We start from the raw sequence: 22729 nt of genomic DNA on the forward strand, positions 1-22729 counted from the left end.
ATAATCAATACAAATCAAAATTTAGGAAATATCATGAAAACAGTTATCGTAAAAGTAAACACAGCTACTCAAACCATTGCAGAACATACTGTGGTAACTCAAGACGGCCAGCCCACTGTGATTAAAGCTGTTCAAAAAGTAAACTATGAACTTTTTGATCCAGCCACAGGCCATGCACCAAACCATATTGTGACTAAGCGTGTGGGTAATGATTTACATGTGTCAATGGAAGATAATGCCCAAGATAGTGATTTGATTATTGAAGGGTTTTATGATGATACAAATAGTGCGTTAATAGGCTTGGCAGAAGATGGTGAGTATTACTACTATGTACCTGATTCAGGTGAAGTGGTAGATTATGTTACTCAGCTACAAGTTGGCGATATAGAAGGTCAAGCGCTTGGCGGTGAAAGTCAAGTAGCCCCTTGGTGGGTTGGGGCTACCGAAGGCAGCTTTGATACGCTGCCATGGCTAGTCGGCTTAGCGGGTGCCGGTATCGTTGGTGCTGCTTTAAGCAGTGGTGGTGGTAGCTCAAGCTCTAATGGGTATGTTCCGCCCGTTGATAATAATAAAAAAGTTGACGACTTAGTTAAAGCTGCTGAAGAGGCTGAGAAAGCGGCAGAAGATGCCTTAGTTGAAGCCAACAAAGATGGTCTAATCACCCCTGAAGAGAATCAGAACCTGACTGATCTTAACAACGCGGTGACTGAGGCGAAAGACAAAGCACAAGCTAAGGTTGATGAGCTACCAGAGAGCACAGGTAAAGATAGCTTCCAAGATCGCTTAGATGTGATTGACGGCATTGTTGTGCCTGGCATTACAGACCAAGATAAAGATGGTTTAGATGACACGCTACAAGCAGAGGTTGAAGACTTAGTTAAAGCTGCTGAAGAGGCTGAGAAAGCGGCAGAAGATGCCTTAGTTGAAGCCAACAAAGATGGTCTAATCACCCCTGAAGAGAATCAGAACCTGACTGATCTTAACAACGCGGTGACTGAGGCGAAAGACAAAGCACAAGCTAAGGTTGATGAGCTACCAGAGAGCACAGGTAAAGATAGCTTCCAAGATCGCTTAGATGTGATTGACGGCATTGTTGTGCCTGGCATTACAGACCAAGATAAAGATGGTTTAGATGACACGCTACAAGCAGAGGTTGAAGACTTAGTTAAAGCTGCTGAAGAGGCTGAGAAAGCGGCAGAAGATGCCTTAGTTGAAGCCAACAAAGATGGTCTAATCACCCCTGAAGAGAATCAGAACCTGACTGATCTTAACAACGCGGTGACTGAGGCGAAAGACAAAGCACAAGCTAAGGTTGATGAGCTACCAGAGAGCACAGGTAAAGATAGCTTCCAAGATCGCTTAGATGTGATTGACGGCATTGTTGTGCCTGGCATTACAGACCAAGATAAAGATGGTTTAGATGACACGCTACAAGCAGAGGTTGAAGACTTAGTTAAAGCTGCTGAAGAGGCTGAGAAAGCGGCAGAAGATGCCTTAGTTGAAGCCAACAAAGATGGTCTAATCACCCCTGAAGAGAATCAGAACCTGACTGATCTTAACAACGCGGTGACTGAGGCGAAAGACAAAGCACAAGCTAAGGTTGATGAGCTACCAGAGAGCACAGGTAAAGATAGCTTCCAAGATCGCTTAGATGTGATTGACGGCATTGTTGTGCCTGGCATTACAGACCAAGATAAAGATGGTTTAGATGACACGCTACAAGCAGAGGTTGAAGACTTAGTTAAAGCTGCTGAAGAGGCTGAGAAAGCGGCAGAAGATGCCTTAGTTGAAGCCAACAAAGATGGTCTAATCACCCCTGAAGAGAATCAGAACCTGACTGATCTTAACAACGCGGTGACTGAGGCGAAAGACAAAGCACAAGCTAAGGTTGATGAGCTACCAGAGAGCACAGGTAAAGATAGCTTCCAAGATCGCTTAGATGTGATTGACGGCATTGTTGTGCCTGGCATTACAGACCAAGATAAAGATGGTTTAGATGACACGCTACAAGCAGAGGTTGAAGACTTAGTTAAAGCTGCTGAAGAGGCTGAGAAAGCGGCAGAAGATGCCTTAGTTGAAGCCAACAAAGATGGTCTAATCACCCCTGAAGAGAATCAGAACCTGACTGATCTTAACAACGCGGTGACTGAGGCGAAAGACAAAGCACAAGCTAAGGTTGATGAGCTACCAGAGAGCACAGGTAAAGATAGCTTCCAAGATCGCTTAGATGTGATTGACGGCATTGTTGTGCCTGGCATTACAGACCAAGATAAAGATGGTTTAGATGACACGCTACAAGCAGAGGTTGAAGACTTAGTTAAAGCTGCTGAAGAGGCTGAGAAAGCGGCAGAAGATGCCTTAGTTGAAGCCAACAAAGATGGTCTAATCACCCCTGAAGAGAATCAGAACCTGACTGATCTTAACAACGCGGTGACTGAGGCGAAAGACAAAGCACAAGCTAAGGTTGATGAGCTACCAGAGAGCACAGGTAAAGATAGCTTCCAAGATCGCTTAGATGTGATTGACGGCATTGTTGTGCCTGGCATTACAGACCAAGATAAAGATGGTTTAGATGACACGCTACAAGCAGAGGTTGAAGACTTAGTTAAAGCTGCTGAAGAGGCTGAGAAAGCGGCAGAAGATGCCTTAGTTGAAGCCAACAAAGATGGTCTAATCACCCCTGAAGAGAATCAGAACCTGACTGATCTTAACAACGCGGTGACTGAGGCGAAAGACAAAGCACAAGCTAAGGTTGATGAGCTACCAGAGAGCACAGGTAAAGATAGCTTCCAAGATCGCTTAGATGTGATTGACGGCATTGTTGTGCCTGGCATTACAGACCAAGATAAAGATGGTTTAGATGACACGCTACAAGCAGAGGTTGAAGACTTAGTTAAAGCTGCTGAAGAGGCTGAGAAAGCGGCAGAAGATGCCTTAGTTGAAGCCAACAAAGATGGTCTAATCACCCCTGAAGAGAATCAGAACCTGACTGATCTTAACAACGCGGTGACTGAGGCGAAAGACAAAGCACAAGCTAAGGTTGATGAGCTACCAGAGAGCACAGGTAAAGATAGCTTCCAAGATCGCTTAGATGTGATTGACGGCATTGTTGTGCCTGGCATTACAGACCAAGATAAAGATGGTTTAGATGACACGCTACAAGCAGAGGTTGAAGACTTAGTTAAAGCTGCTGAAGAGGCTGAGAAAGCGGCAGAAGATGCCTTAGTTGAAGCCAACAAAGATGGTCTAATCACCCCTGAAGAGAATCAGAACCTGACTGATCTTAACAACGCGGTGACTGAGGCGAAAGACAAAGCACAAGCTAAGGTTGATGAGCTACCAGAGAGCACAGGTAAAGATAGCTTCCAAGATCGCTTAGATGTGATTGACGGCATTGTTGTGCCTGGCATTACAGACCAAGATAAAGATGGTTTAGATGACACGCTACAAGCAGAGGTTGAAGACTTAGTTAAAGCTGCTGAAGAGGCTGAGAAAGCGGCAGAAGATGCCTTAGTTGAAGCCAACAAAGATGGTCTAATCACCCCTGAAGAGAATCAGAACCTGACTGATCTTAACAACGCGGTGACTGAGGCGAAAGACAAAGCACAAGCTAAGGTTGATGAGCTACCAGAGAGCACAGGTAAAGATAGCTTCCAAGATCGCTTAGATGTGATTGACGGCATTGTTGTGCCTGGCATTACAGACCAAGATAAAGATGGTTTAGATGACACGCTACAAGCAGAGGTTGAAGACTTAGTTAAAGCTGCTGAAGAGGCTGAGAAAGCGGCAGAAGATGCCTTAGTTGAAGCCAACAAAGATGGTCTAATCACCCCTGAAGAGAATCAGAACCTGACTGATCTTAACAACGCGGTGACTGAGGCGAAAGACAAAGCACAAGCTAAGGTTGATGAGCTACCAGAGAGCACAGGTAAAGATAGCTTCCAAGATCGCTTAGATGTGATTGACGGCATTGTTGTGCCTGGCATTACAGACCAAGATAAAGATGGTTTAGATGACACGCTACAAGCAGAGGTTGAAGACTTAGTTAAAGCTGCTGAAGAGGCTGAGAAAGCGGCAGAAGATGCCTTAGTTGAAGCCAACAAAGATGGTCTAATCACCCCTGAAGAGAATCAGAACCTGACTGATCTTAACAACGCGGTGACTGAGGCGAAAGACAAAGCACAAGCTAAGGTTGATGAGCTACCAGAGAGCACAGGTAAAGATAGCTTCCAAGATCGCTTAGATGTGATTGACGGCATTGTTGTGCCTGGCATTACAGACCAAGATAAAGATGGTTTAGATGACACGCTACAAGCAGAGGTTGAAGACTTAGTTAAAGCTGCTGAAGAGGCTGAGAAAGCGGCAGAAGATGCCTTAGTTGAAGCCAACAAAGATGGTCTAATCACCCCTGAAGAGAATCAGAACCTGACTGATCTTAACAACGCGGTGACTGAGGCGAAAGACAAAGCACAAGCTAAGGTTGATGAGCTACCAGAGAGCACAGGTAAAGATAGCTTCCAAGATCGCTTAGATGTGATTGACGGCATTGTTGTGCCTGGCATTACAGACCAAGATAAAGATGGTTTAGATGACACGCTACAAGCAGAGGTTGAAGACTTAGTTAAAGCTGCTGAAGAGGCTGAGAAAGCGGCAGAAGATGCCTTAGTTGAAGCCAACAAAGATGGTCTAATCACCCCTGAAGAGAATCAGAACCTGACTGATCTTAACAACGCGGTGACTGAGGCGAAAGACAAAGCACAAGCTAAGGTTGATGAGCTACCAGAGAGCACAGGTAAAGATAGCTTCCAAGATCGCTTAGATGTGATTGACGGCATTGTTGTGCCTGGCATTACAGACCAAGATAAAGATGGTTTAGATGACACGCTACAAGCAGAGGTTGAAGACTTAGTTAAAGCTGCTGAAGAGGCTGAGAAAGCGGCAGAAGATGCCTTAGTTGAAGCCAACAAAGATGGTCTAATCACCCCTGAAGAGAATCAGAACCTGACTGATCTTAACAACGCGGTGACTGAGGCGAAAGACAAAGCACAAGCTAAGGTTGATGAGCTACCAGAGAGCACAGGTAAAGATAGCTTCCAAGATCGCTTAGATGTGATTGACGGCATTGTTGTGCCTGGCATTACAGACCAAGATAAAGATGGTTTAGATGACACGCTACAAGCAGAGGTTGAAGACTTAGTTAAAGCTGCTGAAGAGGCTGAGAAAGCGGCAGAAGATGCCTTAGTTGAAGCCAACAAAGATGGTCTAATCACCCCTGAAGAGAATCAGAACCTGACTGATCTTAACAACGCGGTGACTGAGGCGAAAGACAAAGCACAAGCTAAGGTTGATGAGCTACCAGAGAGCACAGGTAAAGATAGCTTCCAAGATCGCTTAGATGTGATTGACGGCATTGTTGTGCCTGGCATTACAGACCAAGATAAAGATGGTTTAGATGACACGCTACAAGCAGAGGTTGAAGACTTAGTTAAAGCTGCTGAAGAGGCTGAGAAAGCGGCAGAAGATGCCTTAGTTGAAGCCAACAAAGATGGTCTAATCACCCCTGAAGAGAATCAGAACCTGACTGATCTTAACAACGCGGTGACTGAGGCGAAAGACAAAGCACAAGCTAAGGTTGATGAGCTACCAGAGAGCACAGGTAAAGATAGCTTCCAAGATCGCTTAGATGTGATTGACGGCATTGTTGTGCCTGGCATTACAGACCAAGATAAAGATGGTTTAGATGACACGCTACAAGCAGAGGTTGAAGACTTAGTTAAAGCTGCTGAAGAGGCTGAGAAAGCGGCAGAAGATGCCTTAGTTGAAGCCAACAAAGATGGTCTAATCACCCCTGAAGAGAATCAGAACCTGACTGATCTTAACAACGCGGTGACTGAGGCGAAAGACAAAGCACAAGCTAAGGTTGATGAGCTACCAGAGAGCACAGGTAAAGATAGCTTCCAAGATCGCTTAGATGTGATTGACGGCATTGTTGTGCCTGGCATTACAGACCAAGATAAAGATGGTTTAGATGACACGCTACAAGCAGAGGTTGAAGACTTAGTTAAAGCTGCTGAAGAGGCTGAGAAAGCGGCAGAAGATGCCTTAGTTGAAGCCAACAAAGATGGTCTAATCACCCCTGAAGAGAATCAGAACCTGACTGATCTTAACAACGCGGTGACTGAGGCGAAAGACAAAGCACAAGCTAAGGTTGATGAGCTACCAGAGAGCACAGGTAAAGATAGCTTCCAAGATCGCTTAGATGTGATTGACGGCATTGTTGTGCCTGGCATTACAGACCAAGATAAAGATGGTTTAGATGACACGCTACAAGCAGAGGTTGAAGACTTAGTTAAAGCTGCTGAAGAGGCTGAGAAAGCGGCAGAAGATGCCTTAGTTGAAGCCAACAAAGATGGTCTAATCACCCCTGAAGAGAATCAGAACCTGACTGATCTTAACAACGCGGTGACTGAGGCGAAAGACAAAGCACAAGCTAAGGTTGATGAGCTACCAGAGAGCACAGGTAAAGATAGCTTCCAAGATCGCTTAGATGTGATTGACGGCATTGTTGTGCCTGGCATTACAGACCAAGATAAAGATGGTTTAGATGACACGCTACAAGCAGAGGTTGAAGACTTAGTTAAAGCTGCTGAAGAGGCTGAGAAAGCGGCAGAAGATGCCTTAGTTGAAGCCAACAAAGATGGTCTAATCACCCCTGAAGAGAATCAGAACCTGACTGATCTTAACAACGCGGTGACTGAGGCGAAAGACAAAGCACAAGCTAAGGTTGATGAGCTACCAGAGAGCACAGGTAAAGATAGCTTCCAAGATCGCTTAGATGTGATTGACGGCATTGTTGTGCCTGGCATTACAGACCAAGATAAAGATGGTTTAGATGACACGCTACAAGCAGAGGTTGAAGACTTAGTTAAAGCTGCTGAAGAGGCTGAGAAAGCGGCAGAAGATGCCTTAGTTGAAGCCAACAAAGATGGTCTAATCACCCCTGAAGAGAATCAGAACCTGACTGATCTTAACAACGCGGTGACTGAGGCGAAAGACAAAGCACAAGCTAAGGTTGATGAGCTACCAGAGAGCACAGGTAAAGATAGCTTCCAAGATCGCTTAGATGTGATTGACGGCATTGTTGTGCCTGGCATTACAGACCAAGATAAAGATGGTTTAGATGACACGCTACAAGCAGAGGTTGAAGACTTAGTTAAAGCTGCTGAAGAGGCTGAGAAAGCGGCAGAAGATGCCTTAGTTGAAGCCAACAAAGATGGTCTAATCACCCCTGAAGAGAATCAGAACCTGACTGATCTTAACAACGCGGTGACTGAGGCGAAAGACAAAGCACAAGCTAAGGTTGATGAGCTACCAGAGAGCACAGGTAAAGATAGCTTCCAAGATCGCTTAGATGTGATTGACGGCATTGTTGTGCCTGGCATTACAGACCAAGATAAAGATGGTTTAGATGACACGCTACAAGCAGAGGTTGAAGACTTAGTTAAAGCTGCTGAAGAGGCTGAGAAAGCGGCAGAAGATGCCTTAGTTGAAGCCAACAAAGATGGTCTAATCACCCCTGAAGAGAATCAGAACCTGACTGATCTTAACAACGCGGTGACTGAGGCGAAAGACAAAGCACAAGCTAAGGTTGATGAGCTACCAGAGAGCACAGGTAAAGATAGCTTCCAAGATCGCTTAGATGTGATTGACGGCATTGTTGTGCCTGGCATTACAGACCAAGATAAAGATGGTTTAGATGACACGCTACAAGCAGAGGTTGAAGACTTAGTTAAAGCTGCTGAAGAGGCTGAGAAAGCGGCAGAAGATGCCTTAGTTGAAGCCAACAAAGATGGTCTAATCACCCCTGAAGAGAATCAGAACCTGACTGATCTTAACAACGCGGTGACTGAGGCGAAAGACAAAGCACAAGCTAAGGTTGATGAGCTACCAGAGAGCACAGGTAAAGATAGCTTCCAAGATCGCTTAGATGTGATTGACGGCATTGTTGTGCCTGGCATTACAGACCAAGATAAAGATGGTTTAGATGACACGCTACAAGCAGAGGTTGAAGACTTAGTTAAAGCTGCTGAAGAGGCTGAGAAAGCGGCAGAAGATGCCTTAGTTGAAGCCAACAAAGATGGTCTAATCACCCCTGAAGAGAATCAGAACCTGACTGATCTTAACAACGCGGTGACTGAGGCGAAAGACAAAGCACAAGCTAAGGTTGATGAGCTACCAGAGAGCACAGGTAAAGATAGCTTCCAAGATCGCTTAGATGTGATTGACGGCATTGTTGTGCCTGGCATTACAGACCAAGATAAAGATGGTTTAGATGACACGCTACAAGCAGAGGTTGAAGACTTAGTTAAAGCTGCTGAAGAGGCTGAGAAAGCGGCAGAAGATGCCTTAGTTGAAGCCAACAAAGATGGTCTAATCACCCCTGAAGAGAATCAGAACCTGACTGATCTTAACAACGCGGTGACTGAGGCGAAAGACAAAGCACAAGCTAAGGTTGATGAGCTACCAGAGAGCACAGGTAAAGATAGCTTCCAAGATCGCTTAGATGTGATTGACGGCATTGTTGTGCCTGGCATTACAGACCAAGATAAAGATGGTTTAGATGACACGCTACAAGCAGAGGTTGAAGACTTAGTTAAAGCTGCTGAAGAGGCTGAGAAAGCGGCAGAAGATGCCTTAGTTGAAGCCAACAAAGATGGTCTAATCACCCCTGAAGAGAATCAGAACCTGACTGATCTTAACAACGCGGTGACTGAGGCGAAAGACAAAGCACAAGCTAAGGTTGATGAGCTACCAGAGAGCACAGGTAAAGATAGCTTCCAAGATCGCTTAGATGTGATTGACGGCATTGTTGTGCCTGGCATTACAGACCAAGATAAAGATGGTTTAGATGACACGCTACAAGCAGAGGTTGAAGACTTAGTTAAAGCTGCTGAAGAGGCTGAGAAAGCGGCAGAAGATGCCTTAGTTGAAGCCAACAAAGATGGTCTAATCACCCCTGAAGAGAATCAGAACCTGACTGATCTTAACAACGCGGTGACTGAGGCGAAAGACAAAGCACAAGCTAAGGTTGATGAGCTACCAGAGAGCACAGGTAAAGATAGCTTCCAAGATCGCTTAGATGTGATTGACGGCATTGTTGTGCCTGGCATTACAGACCAAGATAAAGATGGTTTAGATGACACGCTACAAGCAGAGGTTGAAGACTTAGTTAAAGCTGCTGAAGAGGCTGAGAAAGCGGCAGAAGATGCCTTAGTTGAAGCCAACAAAGATGGTCTAATCACCCCTGAAGAGAATCAGAACCTGACTGATCTTAACAACGCGGTGACTGAGGCGAAAGACAAAGCACAAGCTAAGGTTGATGAGCTACCAGAGAGCACAGGTAAAGATAGCTTCCAAGATCGCTTAGATGTGATTGACGGCATTGTTGTGCCTGGCATTACAGACCAAGATAAAGATGGTTTAGATGACACGCTACAAGCAGAGGTTGAAGACTTAGTTAAAGCTGCTGAAGAGGCTGAGAAAGCGGCAGAAGATGCCTTAGTTGAAGCCAACAAAGATGGTCTAATCACCCCTGAAGAGAATCAGAACCTGACTGATCTTAACAACGCGGTGACTGAGGCGAAAGACAAAGCACAAGCTAAGGTTGATGAGCTACCAGAGAGCACAGGTAAAGATAGCTTCCAAGATCGCTTAGATGTGATTGACGGCATTGTTGTGCCTGGCATTACAGACCAAGATAAAGATGGTTTAGATGACACGCTACAAGCAGAGGTTGAAGACTTAGTTAAAGCTGCTGAAGAGGCTGAGAAAGCGGCAGAAGATGCCTTAGTTGAAGCCAACAAAGATGGTCTAATCACCCCTGAAGAGAATCAGAACCTGACTGATCTTAACAACGCGGTGACTGAGGCGAAAGACAAAGCACAAGCTAAGGTTGATGAGCTACCAGAGAGCACAGGTAAAGATAGCTTCCAAGATCGCTTAGATGTGATTGACGGCATTGTTGTGCCTGGCATTACAGACCAAGATAAAGATGGTTTAGATGACACGCTACAAGCAGAGGTTGAAGACTTAGTTAAAGCTGCTGAAGAGGCTGAGAAAGCGGCAGAAGATGCCTTAGTTGAAGCCAACAAAGATGGTCTAATCACCCCTGAAGAGAATCAGAACCTGACTGATCTTAACAACGCGGTGACTGAGGCGAAAGACAAAGCACAAGCTAAGGTTGATGAGCTACCAGAGAGCACAGGTAAAGATAGCTTCCAAGATCGCTTAGATGTGATTGACGGCATTGTTGTGCCTGGCATTACAGACCAAGATAAAGATGGTTTAGATGACACGCTACAAGCAGAGGTTGAAGACTTAGTTAAAGCTGCTGAAGAGGCTGAGAAAGCGGCAGAAGATGCCTTAGTTGAAGCCAACAAAGATGGTCTAATCACCCCTGAAGAGAATCAGAACCTGACTGATCTTAACAACGCGGTGACTGAGGCGAAAGACAAAGCACAAGCTAAGGTTGATGAGCTACCAGAGAGCACAGGTAAAGATAGCTTCCAAGATCGCTTAGATGTGATTGACGGCATTGTTGTGCCTGGCATTACAGACCAAGATAAAGATGGTTTAGATGACACGCTACAAGCAGAGGTTGAAGACTTAGTTAAAGCTGCTGAAGAGGCTGAGAAAGCGGCAGAAGATGCCTTAGTTGAAGCCAACAAAGATGGTCTAATCACCCCTGAAGAGAATCAGAACCTGACTGATCTTAACAACGCGGTGACTGAGGCGAAAGACAAAGCACAAGCTAAGGTTGATGAGCTACCAGAGAGCACAGGTAAAGATAGCTTCCAAGATCGCTTAGATGTGATTGACGGCATTGTTGTGCCTGGCATTACAGACCAAGATAAAGATGGTTTAGATGACACGCTACAAGCAGAGGTTGAAGACTTAGTTAAAGCTGCTGAAGAGGCTGAGAAAGCGGCAGAAGATGCCTTAGTTGAAGCCAACAAAGATGGTCTAATCACCCCTGAAGAGAATCAGAACCTGACTGATCTTAACAACGCGGTGACTGAGGCGAAAGACAAAGCACAAGCTAAGGTTGATGAGCTACCAGAGAGCACAGGTAAAGATAGCTTCCAAGATCGCTTAGATGTGATTGACGGCATTGTTGTGCCTGGCATTACAGACCAAGATAAAGATGGTTTAGATGACACGCTACAAGCAGAGGTTGAAGACTTAGTTAAAGCTGCTGAAGAGGCTGAGAAAGCGGCAGAAGATGCCTTAGTTGAAGCCAACAAAGATGGTCTAATCACCCCTGAAGAGAATCAGAACCTGACTGATCTTAACAACGCGGTGACTGAGGCGAAAGACAAAGCACAAGCTAAGGTTGATGAGCTACCAGAGAGCACAGGTAAAGATAGCTTCCAAGATCGCTTAGATGTGATTGACGGCATTGTTGTGCCTGGCATTACAGACCAAGATAAAGATGGTTTAGATGACACGCTACAAGCAGAGGTTGAAGACTTAGTTAAAGCTGCTGAAGAGGCTGAGAAAGCGGCAGAAGATGCCTTAGTTGAAGCCAACAAAGATGGTCTAATCACCCCTGAAGAGAATCAGAACCTGACTGATCTTAACAACGCGGTGACTGAGGCGAAAGACAAAGCACAAGCTAAGGTTGATGAGCTACCAGAGAGCACAGGTAAAGATAGCTTCCAAGATCGCTTAGATGTGATTGACGGCATTGTTGTGCCTGGCATTACAGACCAAGATAAAGATGGTTTAGATGACACGCTACAAGCAGAGGTTGAAGACTTAGTTAAAGCTGCTGAAGAGGCTGAGAAAGCGGCAGAAGATGCCTTAGTTGAAGCCAACAAAGATGGTCTAATCACCCCTGAAGAGAATCAGAACCTGACTGATCTTAACAACGCGGTGACTGAGGCGAAAGACAAAGCACAAGCTAAGGTTGATGAGCTACCAGAGAGCACAGGTAAAGATAGCTTCCAAGATCGCTTAGATGTGATTGACGGCATTGTTGTGCCTGGCATTACAGACCAAGATAAAGATGGTTTAGATGACACGCTACAAGCAGAGGTTGAAGACTTAGTTAAAGCTGCTGAAGAGGCTGAGAAAGCGGCAGAAGATGCCTTAGTTGAAGCCAACAAAGATGGTCTAATCACCCCTGAAGAGAATCAGAACCTGACTGATCTTAACAACGCGGTGACTGAGGCGAAAGACAAAGCACAAGCTAAGGTTGATGAGCTACCAGAGAGCACAGGTAAAGATAGCTTCCAAGATCGCTTAGATGTGATTGACGGCATTGTTGTGCCTGGCATTACAGACCAAGATAAAGATGGTTTAGATGACACGCTACAAGCAGAGGTTGAAGACTTAGTTAAAGCTGCTGAAGAGGCTGAGAAAGCGGCAGAAGATGCCTTAGTTGAAGCCAACAAAGATGGTCTAATCACCCCTGAAGAGAATCAGAACCTGACTGATCTTAACAACGCGGTGACTGAGGCGAAAGACAAAGCACAAGCTAAGGTTGATGAGCTACCAGAGAGCACAGGTAAAGATAGCTTCCAAGATCGCTTAGATGTGATTGACGGCATTGTTGTGCCTGGCATTACAGACCAAGATAAAGATGGTTTAGATGACACGCTACAAGCAGAGGTTGAAGACTTAGTTAAAGCTGCTGAAGAGGCTGAGAAAGCGGCAGAAGATGCCTTAGTTGAAGCCAACAAAGATGGTCTAATCACCCCTGAAGAGAATCAGAACCTGACTGATCTTAACAACGCGGTGACTGAGGCGAAAGACAAAGCACAAGCTAAGGTTGATGAGCTACCAGAGAGCACAGGTAAAGATAGCTTCCAAGATCGCTTAGATGTGATTGACGGCATTGTTGTGCCTGGCATTACAGACCAAGATAAAGATGGTTTAGATGACACGCTACAAGCAGAGGTTGAAGACTTAGTTAAAGCTGCTGAAGAGGCTGAGAAAGCGGCAGAAGATGCCTTAGTTGAAGCCAACAAAGATGGTCTAATCACCCCTGAAGAGAATCAGAACCTGACTGATCTTAACAACGCGGTGACTGAGGCGAAAGACAAAGCACAAGCTAAGGTTGATGAGCTACCAGAGAGCACAGGTAAAGATAGCTTCCAAGATCGCTTAGATGTGATTGACGGCATTGTTGTGCCTGGCATTACAGACCAAGATAAAGATGGTTTAGATGACACGCTACAAGCAGAGGTTGAAGACTTAGTTAAAGCTGCTGAAGAGGCTGAGAAAGCGGCAGAAGATGCCTTAGTTGAAGCCAACAAAGATGGTCTAATCACCCCTGAAGAGAATCAGAACCTGACTGATCTTAACAACGCGGTGACTGAGGCGAAAGACAAAGCACAAGCTAAGGTTGATGAGCTACCAGAGAGCACAGGTAAAGATAGCTTCCAAGATCGCTTAGATGTGATTGACGGCATTGTTGTGCCTGGCATTACAGACCAAGATAAAGATGGTTTAGATGACACGCTACAAGCAGAGGTTGAAGACTTAGTTAAAGCTGCTGAAGAGGCTGAGAAAGCGGCAGAAGATGCCTTAGTTGAAGCCAACAAAGATGGTCTAATCACCCCTGAAGAGAATCAGAACCTGACTGATCTTAACAACGCGGTGACTGAGGCGAAAGACAAAGCACAAGCTAAGGTTGATGAGCTACCAGAGAGCACAGGTAAAGATAGCTTCCAAGATCGCTTAGATGTGATTGACGGCATTGTTGTGCCTGGCATTACAGACCAAGATAAAGATGGTTTAGATGACACGCTACAAGCAGAGGTTGAAGACTTAGTTAAAGCTGCTGAAGAGGCTGAGAAAGCGGCAGAAGATGCCTTAGTTGAAGCCAACAAAGATGGTCTAATCACCCCTGAAGAGAATCAGAACCTGACTGATCTTAACAACGCGGTGACTGAGGCGAAAGACAAAGCACAAGCTAAGGTTGATGAGCTACCAGAGAGCACAGGTAAAGATAGCTTCCAAGATCGCTTAGATGTGATTGACGGCATTGTTGTGCCTGGCATTACAGACCAAGATAAAGATGGTTTAGATGACACGCTACAAGCAGAGGTTGAAGACTTAGTTAAAGCTGCTGAAGAGGCTGAGAAAGCGGCAGAAGATGCCTTAGTTGAAGCCAACAAAGATGGTCTAATCACCCCTGAAGAGAATCAGAACCTGACTGATCTTAACAACGCGGTGACTGAGGCGAAAGACAAAGCACAAGCTAAGGTTGATGAGCTACCAGAGAGCACAGGTAAAGATAGCTTCCAAGATCGCTTAGATGTGATTGACGGCATTGTTGTGCCTGGCATTACAGACCAAGATAAAGATGGTTTAGATGACACGCTACAAGCAGAGGTTGAAGACTTAGTTAAAGCTGCTGAAGAGGCTGAGAAAGCGGCAGAAGATGCCTTAGTTGAAGCCAACAAAGATGGTCTAATCACCCCTGAAGAGAATCAGAACCTGACTGATCTTAACAACGCGGTGACTGAGGCGAAAGACAAAGCACAAGCTAAGGTTGATGAGCTACCAGAGAGCACAGGTAAAGATAGCTTCCAAGATCGCTTAGATGTGATTGACGGCATTGTTGTGCCTGGCATTACAGACCAAGATAAAGATGGTTTAGATGACACGCTACAAGCAGAGGTTGAAGACTTAGTTAAAGCTGCTGAAGAGGCTGAGAAAGCGGCAGAAGATGCCTTAGTTGAAGCCAACAAAGATGGTCTAATCACCCCTGAAGAGAATCAGAACCTGACTGATCTTAACAACGCGGTGACTGAGGCGAAAGACAAAGCACAAGCTAAGGTTGATGAGCTACCAGAGAGCACAGGTAAAGATAGCTTCCAAGATCGCTTAGATGTGATTGACGGCATTGTTGTGCCTGGCATTACAGACCAAGATAAAGATGGTTTAGATGACACGCTACAAGCAGAGGTTGAAGACTTAGTTAAAGCTGCTGAAGAGGCTGAGAAAGCGGCAGAAGATGCCTTAGTTGAAGCCAACAAAGATGGTCTAATCACCCCTGAAGAGAATCAGAACCTGACTGATCTTAACAACGCGGTGACTGAGGCGAAAGACAAAGCACAAGCTAAGGTTGATGAGCTACCAGAGAGCACAGGTAAAGATAGCTTCCAAGATCGCTTAGATGTGATTGACGGCATTGTTGTGCCTGGCATTACAGACCAAGATAAAGATGGTTTAGATGACACGCTACAAGCAGAGGTTGAAGACTTAGTTAAAGCTGCTGAAGAGGCTGAGAAAGCGGCAGAAGATGCCTTAGTTGAAGCCAACAAAGATGGTCTAATCACCCCTGAAGAGAATCAGAACCTGACTGATCTTAACAACGCGGTGACTGAGGCGAAAGACAAAGCACAAGCTAAGGTTGATGAGCTACCAGAGAGCACAGGTAAAGATAGCTTCCAAGATCGCTTAGATGTGATTGACGGCATTGTTGTGCCTGGCATTACAGACCAAGATAAAGATGGTTTAGATGACACGCTACAAGCAGAGGTTGAAGACTTAGTTAAAGCTGCTGAAGAGGCTGAGAAAGCGGCAGAAGATGCCTTAGTTGAAGCCAACAAAGATGGTCTAATCACCCCTGAAGAGAATCAGAACCTGACTGATCTTAACAACGCGGTGACTGAGGCGAAAGACAAAGCACAAGCTAAGGTTGATGAGCTACCAGAGAGCACAGGTAAAGATAGCTTCCAAGATCGCTTAGATGTGATTGACGGCATTGTTGTGCCTGGCATTACAGACCAAGATAAAGATGGTTTAGATGACACGCTACAAGCAGAGGTTGAAGACTTAGTTAAAGCTGCTGAAGAGGCTGAGAAAGCGGCAGAAGATGCCTTAGTTGAAGCCAACAAAGATGGTCTAATCACCCCTGAAGAGAATCAGAACCTGACTGATCTTAACAACGCGGTGACTGAGGCGAAAGACAAAGCACAAGCTAAGGTTGATGAGCTACCAGAGAGCACAGGTAAAGATAGCTTCCAAGATCGCTTAGATGTGATTGACGGCATTGTTGTGCCTGGCATTACAGACCAAGATAAAGATGGTTTAGATGACACGCTACAAGCAGAGGTTGAAGACTTAGTTAAAGCTGCTGAAGAGGCTGAGAAAGCGGCAGAAGATGCCTTAGTTGAAGCCAACAAAGATGGTCTAATCACCCCTGAAGAGAATCAGAACCTGACTGATCTTAACAACGCGGTGACTGAGGCGAAAGACAAAGCACAAGCTAAGGTTGATGAGCTACCAGAGAGCACAGGTAAAGATAGCTTCCAAGATCGCTTAGATGTGATTGACGGCATTGTTGTGCCTGGCATTACAGACCAAGATAAAGATGGTTTAGATGACACGCTACAAGCAGAGGTTGAAGACTTAGTTAAAGCTGCTGAAGAGGCTGAGAAAGCGGCAGAAGATGCCTTAGTTGAAGCCAACAAAGATGGTCTAATCACCCCTGAAGAGAATCAGAACCTGACTGATCTTAACAACGCGGTGACTGAGGCGAAAGACAAAGCACAAGCTAAGGTTGATGAGCTACCAGAGAGCACAGGTAAAGATAGCTTCCAAGATCGCTTAGATGTGATTGACGGCATTGTTGTGCCTGGCATTACAGACCAAGATAAAGATGGTTTAGATGACACGCTACAAGCAGAGGTTGAAGACTTAGTTAAAGCTGCTGAAGAGGCTGAGAAAGCGGCAGAAGATGCCTTAGTTGAAGCCAACAAAGATGGTCTAATCACCCCTGAAGAGAATCAGAACCTGACTGATCTTAACAACGCGGTGACTGAGGCGAAAGACAAAGCACAAGCTAAGGTTGATGAGCTACCAGAGAGCACAGGTAAAGATAGCTTCCAAGATCGCTTAGATGTGATTGACGGCATTGTTGTGCCTGGCATTACAGACCAAGATAAAGATGGTTTAGATGACACGCTACAAGCAGAGGTTGAAGACTTAGTTAAAGCTGCTGAAGAGGCTGAGAAAGCGGCAGAAGATGCCTTAGTTGAAGCCAACAAAGATGGTCTAATCACCCCTGAAGAGAATCAGAACCTGACTGATCTTAACAACGCGGTGACTGAGGCGAAAGACAAAGCACAAGCTAAGGTTGATGAGCTACCAGAGAGCACAGGTAAAGATAGCTTCCAAGATCGCTTAGATGTGATTGACGGCATTGTTGTGCCTGGCATTACAGACCAAGATAAAGATGGTTTAGATGACACGCTACAAGCAGAGGTTGAAGACTTAGTTAAAGCTGCTGAAGAGGCTGAGAAAGCGGCAGAAGATGCCTTAGTTGAAGCCAACAAAGATGGTCTAATCACCCCTGAAGAGAATCAGAACCTGACTGATCTTAACAACGCGGTGACTGAGGCGAAAGACAAAGCACAAGCTAAGGTTGATGAGCTACCAGAGAGCACAGGTAAAGATAGCTTCCAAGATCGCTTAGATGTGATTGACGGCATTGTTGTGCCTGGCATTACAGACCAAGATAAAGATGGTTTAGATGACACGCTACAAGCAGAGGTTGAAGACTTAGTTAAAGCTGCTGAAGAGGCTGAGAAAGCGGCAGAAGATGCCTTAGTTGAAGCCAACAAAGATGGTCTAATCACCCCTGAAGAGAATCAGAACCTGACTGATCTTAACAACGCGGTGACTGAGGCGAAAGACAAAGCACAAGCTAAGGTTGATGAGCTACCAGAGAGCACAGGTAAAGATAGCTTCCAAGATCGCTTAGATGTGATTGACGGCATTGTTGTGCCTGGCATTACAGACCAAGATAAAGATGGTTTAGATGACACGCTACAAGCAGAGGTTGAAGACTTAGTTAAAGCTGCTGAAGAGGCTGAGAAAGCGGCAGAAGATGCCTTAGTTGAAGCCAACAAAGATGGTCTAATCACCCCTGAAGAGAATCAGAACCTGACTGATCTTAACAACGCGGTGACTGAGGCGAAAGACAAAGCACAAGCTAAGGTTGATGAGCTACCAGAGAGCACAGGTAAAGATAGCTTCCAAGATCGCTTAGATGTGATTGACGGCATTGTTGTGCCTGGCATTACAGACCAAGATAAAGATGGTTTAGATGACACGCTACAAGCAGAGGTTGAAGACTTAGTTAAAGCTGCTGAAGAGGCTGAGAAAGCGGCAGAAGATGCCTTAGTTGAAGCCAACAAAGATGGTCTAATCACCCCTGAAGAGAATCAGAACCTGACTGATCTTAACAACGCGGTGACTGAGGCGAAAGACAAAGCACAAGCTAAGGTTGATGAGCTACCAGAGAGCACAGGTAAAGATAGCTTCCAAGATCGCTTAGATGTGATTGACGGCATTGTTGTGCCTGGCATTACAGACCAAGATAAAGATGGTTTAGATGACACGCTACAAGCAGAGGTTGAAGACTTAGTTAAAGCTGCTGAAGAGGCTGAGAAAGCGGCAGAAGATGCCTTAGTTGAAGCCAACAAAGATGGTCTAATCACCCCTGAAGAGAATCAGAACCTGACTGATCTTAACAACGCGGTGACTGAGGCGAAAGACAAAGCACAAGCTAAGGTTGATGAGCTACCAGAGAGCACAGGTAAAGATAGCTTCCAAGATCGCTTAGATGTGATTGACGGCATTGTTGTGCCTGGCATTACAGACCAAGATAAAGATGGTTTAGATGACACGCTACAAGCAGAGGTTGAAGACTTAGTTAAAGCTGCTGAAGAGGCTGAGAAAGCGGCAGAAGATGCCTTAGTTGAAGCCAACAAAGATGGTCTAATCACCCCTGAAGAGAATCAGAACCTGACTGATCTTAACAACGCGGTGACTGAGGCGAAAGACAAAGCACAAGCTAAGGTTGATGAGCTACCAGAGAGCACAGGTAAAGATAGCTTCCAAGATCGCTTAGATGTGATTGACGGCATTGTTGTGCCTGGCATTACAGACCAAGATAAAGATGGTTTAGATGACACGCTACAAGCAGAGGTTGAAGACTTAGTTAAAGCTGCTGAAGAGGCTGAGAAAGCGGCAGAAGATGCCTTAGTTGAAGCCAACAAAGATGGTCTAATCACCCCTGAAGAGAATCAGAACCTGACTGATCTTAACAACGCGGTGACTGAGGCGAAAGACAAAGCACAAGCTAAGGTTGATGAGCTACCAGAGAGCACAGGTAAAGATAGCTTCCAAGATCGCTTAGATGTGATTGACGGCATTGTTGTGCCTGGCATTACAGACCAAGATAAAGAAAACAATCCTGCAACTGTGACAGACGCACAAGGTGCTGTTGTAGAAGATGCGGCAGAAACAACCATCAGCGGTACAGTCACCATTACAGATCTAGACGAAGGCGAAGCTTTTGCTCAGCCTCAAACAAAACAAGGTGCATATGGTACGTTTAGTGTCAATGAAAATGGTAACTGGAGCTATGCGCTGGATAACGGTAAACCAGAAGTACAGGCATTACGTGAAGGACAGACTGTTGAGGATATCTTTACTGTAACGAGTAAAGACGGCACAGGTACTGGCACAGTCACAGTGACGATCACAGGTACTAATGACCAGCCAAAGCTTGACGTTGTTGATATAGTTGATATAGTTACTGAGATTTATCAGGGCTATGTTGATACCAGCATGTCTATTGCTGATGCAAATGGTAGCGATATTGATGAAGGTGATGTATTAACGTACAGCCTACCTGATAATAATCAAGGGTATTTTGCGATTGATGAGAGTACAGGTGTAATCACTTTGACTGAAGCAGGTGTGGATTATATTAATGCCGGCAATGACTTGCCAAGTCAGCTAACAATCATGGTAAGTGATAACAGTGGTGCAAATAATGATTCAATCACTCAAATTATAGATTTACCTGCAACGATATTAGCAACCAGAGTTGTCTTTGTAGAAGTCACAGATGACTCTAACGAAGAAGTAGAGAATTTACCCGCTAATCAGAACTCTGCATATGGTGTTAATGGTGTGTATACCGGTATTGTTGCTAACAATAGTGATGGCAGTGTACAAACTGACCCTGCTGTTTTACAGGGACTAACCAACGATACAACACCAACGATTACTGTCACTCTCGAGAAACCACTTCGTACAGCTACTTCTGGTATTGCTGATGAAGCTGTACAGGTTGTCTTGACCCCAACACAGGGCGAGCCTGTCATACTTGATATGGGTCAAGCACAAGTCAGTGCCGATGGCATGACCTATACCTGGAGTAACTTTACTTTGGCGCAAACACAAGCGCTTGGTAATGACTATCGTGTAGATGCTCAAGTTGTGGCAGGTACCGTCAAGCCTACGTTATCTACAGAGTTTACCTTAGATACTCTAGCGGGTAGACCGACAGTATCATTGGTACAAGAAGAAAATGCTTTTGATGGAACCAATGACAGCGAAAACAACCAAGCTAATATTCAAGTTATCGGTGGGACTGGTGAAGTAGGTGGTACCGTTATCTTCGATGTCAATAGGAATGGCATCTTTGATGCAGGTGATGTCAGTACTGTGGCTGACGCAAATGGTAACTGGAAGCTAGCAATCTCTGAGTTAGCAGGTAAGTTTGACTTTGCTAATGATGGGGATACTACGACAGGCAGTGCTGAGACAACCAATAGCAGTGCAAATCGCAATCAAACCAAGGACTTATATGCAAACCTTATGTTTGTTGATAAGGCCGGTAATAAGTTGCCAAATGAGAGTTTTGCCAAGTTCTATCTGTTTGATGAAACGACAGGTGGCGCTGCTTTCCTTGCTAGTGATGAGCCATTGGGTGCGACTATTTATAATAGATATAATTCTAATGGCAAAAACTCTATCAACATTAACCAAAGAGGTGAAATTCAAACTGATGGAACAGGTCAGAATGTAGAAGCCATAGTGTTTGATAGTGATAATACTGATAAGCTAATCATTGTCGACGGCAATATGCAAGCCATAGCTGCCCCATTAATTGATTTTGCTGTACTTACAGGTAATGGTAATGATTTCTTCACCCTTTCAGGGCGTCAGTCTCTTAGAACACATGTCTATATGGGAGAAGGTGATGATACTTACGAAGGCTTTAGAATCAGAGGGTACGGTGGTAGGCCAATAGTTGATTTAGGCTCTGGCAATGACATTCTAAACATAGAAAGCTATGTTAGAACTGCCATTGTGAACTTAGGTGAGGGCAATGATACAGCAAACGTAGGTACCTATATTAGTGATACGGAGGTAAGACTAGGTAATGGTAACAACTTACTAACAGTAGGCAACTACCTTAAAGAGCGTACAACTATTACTGCAGGCTCTGGGAATGATACGATTAATATTGGTCAAACACTTAATGATGATAGTAGAGGAGGCGTATGGGTTAGTAATATCAATGCAGGTGATGGCGATAATACTATTAATATTAAGGGAAGATTAATAGCAAGTTTAGCCAGTGAAGCAGGATATGGTGAGATTATTACTGGGAGTGGCCAAGATAACATTACTATCTCTGGTATTGTCGATGGTAGGAACGCTAAAATCGATACCGGGTCTGGAAATGACGTCATTGATGTAGGTGTTATTCAGAGACAAGCCACAGTGATTACGGGTCCAGATGCCTTGACACCTGGTACCACTGATAATGACACATTAATAGCTGTTGCTTTGGATGATAACGCACTCGTTAGAACAGGAGCTGGTAATGATATTGTTAAAATTTCTAGCAATATAGTAAATAGCACGCTTAGTATGGGTTCTGGCATAGATCACTTGCAGGTAAACCAAGTTAGAGGAAACTCTACTATTGATATGGGAGAGGGTAATGACACCGTCAACATGGAAAGACTGGGTCAGACATTAGCTAGTACAGGTACCCCTAATTTAAGACTTGGTGCTGGTGCTGACAATCTTGATTTAGGAGTATTGCGTATAGGTAATATATACTCAGGGAATGATACTGACCAAGATATTATTAATATTAATAATATGGAAGCTGGGTATGTTGAATTGGGTAACACCGATATCCTCAATATCAGTAATTTACAGTCTGGCACTATTAAGTCTTCGCAAGGTGGTAACGATGTGAGTATTAGCGGTTCCATGACTGGAGGCACTATAGACCTTGGTACCGCCAGAGACGATGTAAGTATCGCGAATAAGTCAGCTGGTAATGTGTTCTTAGGTGATGGTAATGATACTATTGACGTGACAACACACTCGGGTGGCGATATCGATACTGGAGCGGGTAATGACACAGTGACTATCGATACCATGTCAGGTGGTAATATCTATCTCGCTAGCGGTAATGATACGATAAGTATTAATACCTTTACAGGAGGCACCTTAAATGGTGGTGATGGTACAGACACCCTTCACATCACTGGTGGTGGTAATACTTTAAGTTCAAGTAATATTTCAGCTATTGAGGTATTAGACCTAGGAGTTGGCAATAATGCAAACATTCTAAACCTTAGAAATGATGATGCTCGTAGCAATGGTTACAATAATATCCGCATTGATGGTGATGCTCTGGATACGGTCAATTTAACTAAGAATCTTGCCGGTCAAAATTGGACTAAAGGATCTATTGTTGGAGATTACACCATCTATGAAGCCACCTACTTTAGCCAAAAAGCTACCATCTATATCGATACCGATATTAAAGTTGTCATCTAACCCAATCTAATCTTTTTGCTTCACAAAAAAACCGCTCTCACTCTGAGGG

General features: G+C 44.7%; 1 protein-coding gene. It reads left to right on the forward strand.

Features of this window, described 5'->3' with window-relative positions:
• Nucleotides 1–33 precede the first annotated feature (33 nt).
• Entirely contained in the window at nt 34–22680 is a 22647-nt protein-coding gene (locus MN210_RS01170; RefSeq protein WP_338412404.1) for a GA-like domain-containing protein, read from the forward strand.
• The last annotated feature ends 49 nt before the right edge of the window (nt 22681–22729 follow it).

The sequence above is a fragment of the Psychrobacter raelei genome (assembly GCF_022631235.3).
Lineage (GTDB): Bacteria > Pseudomonadota > Gammaproteobacteria > Pseudomonadales > Moraxellaceae > Psychrobacter > Psychrobacter raelei.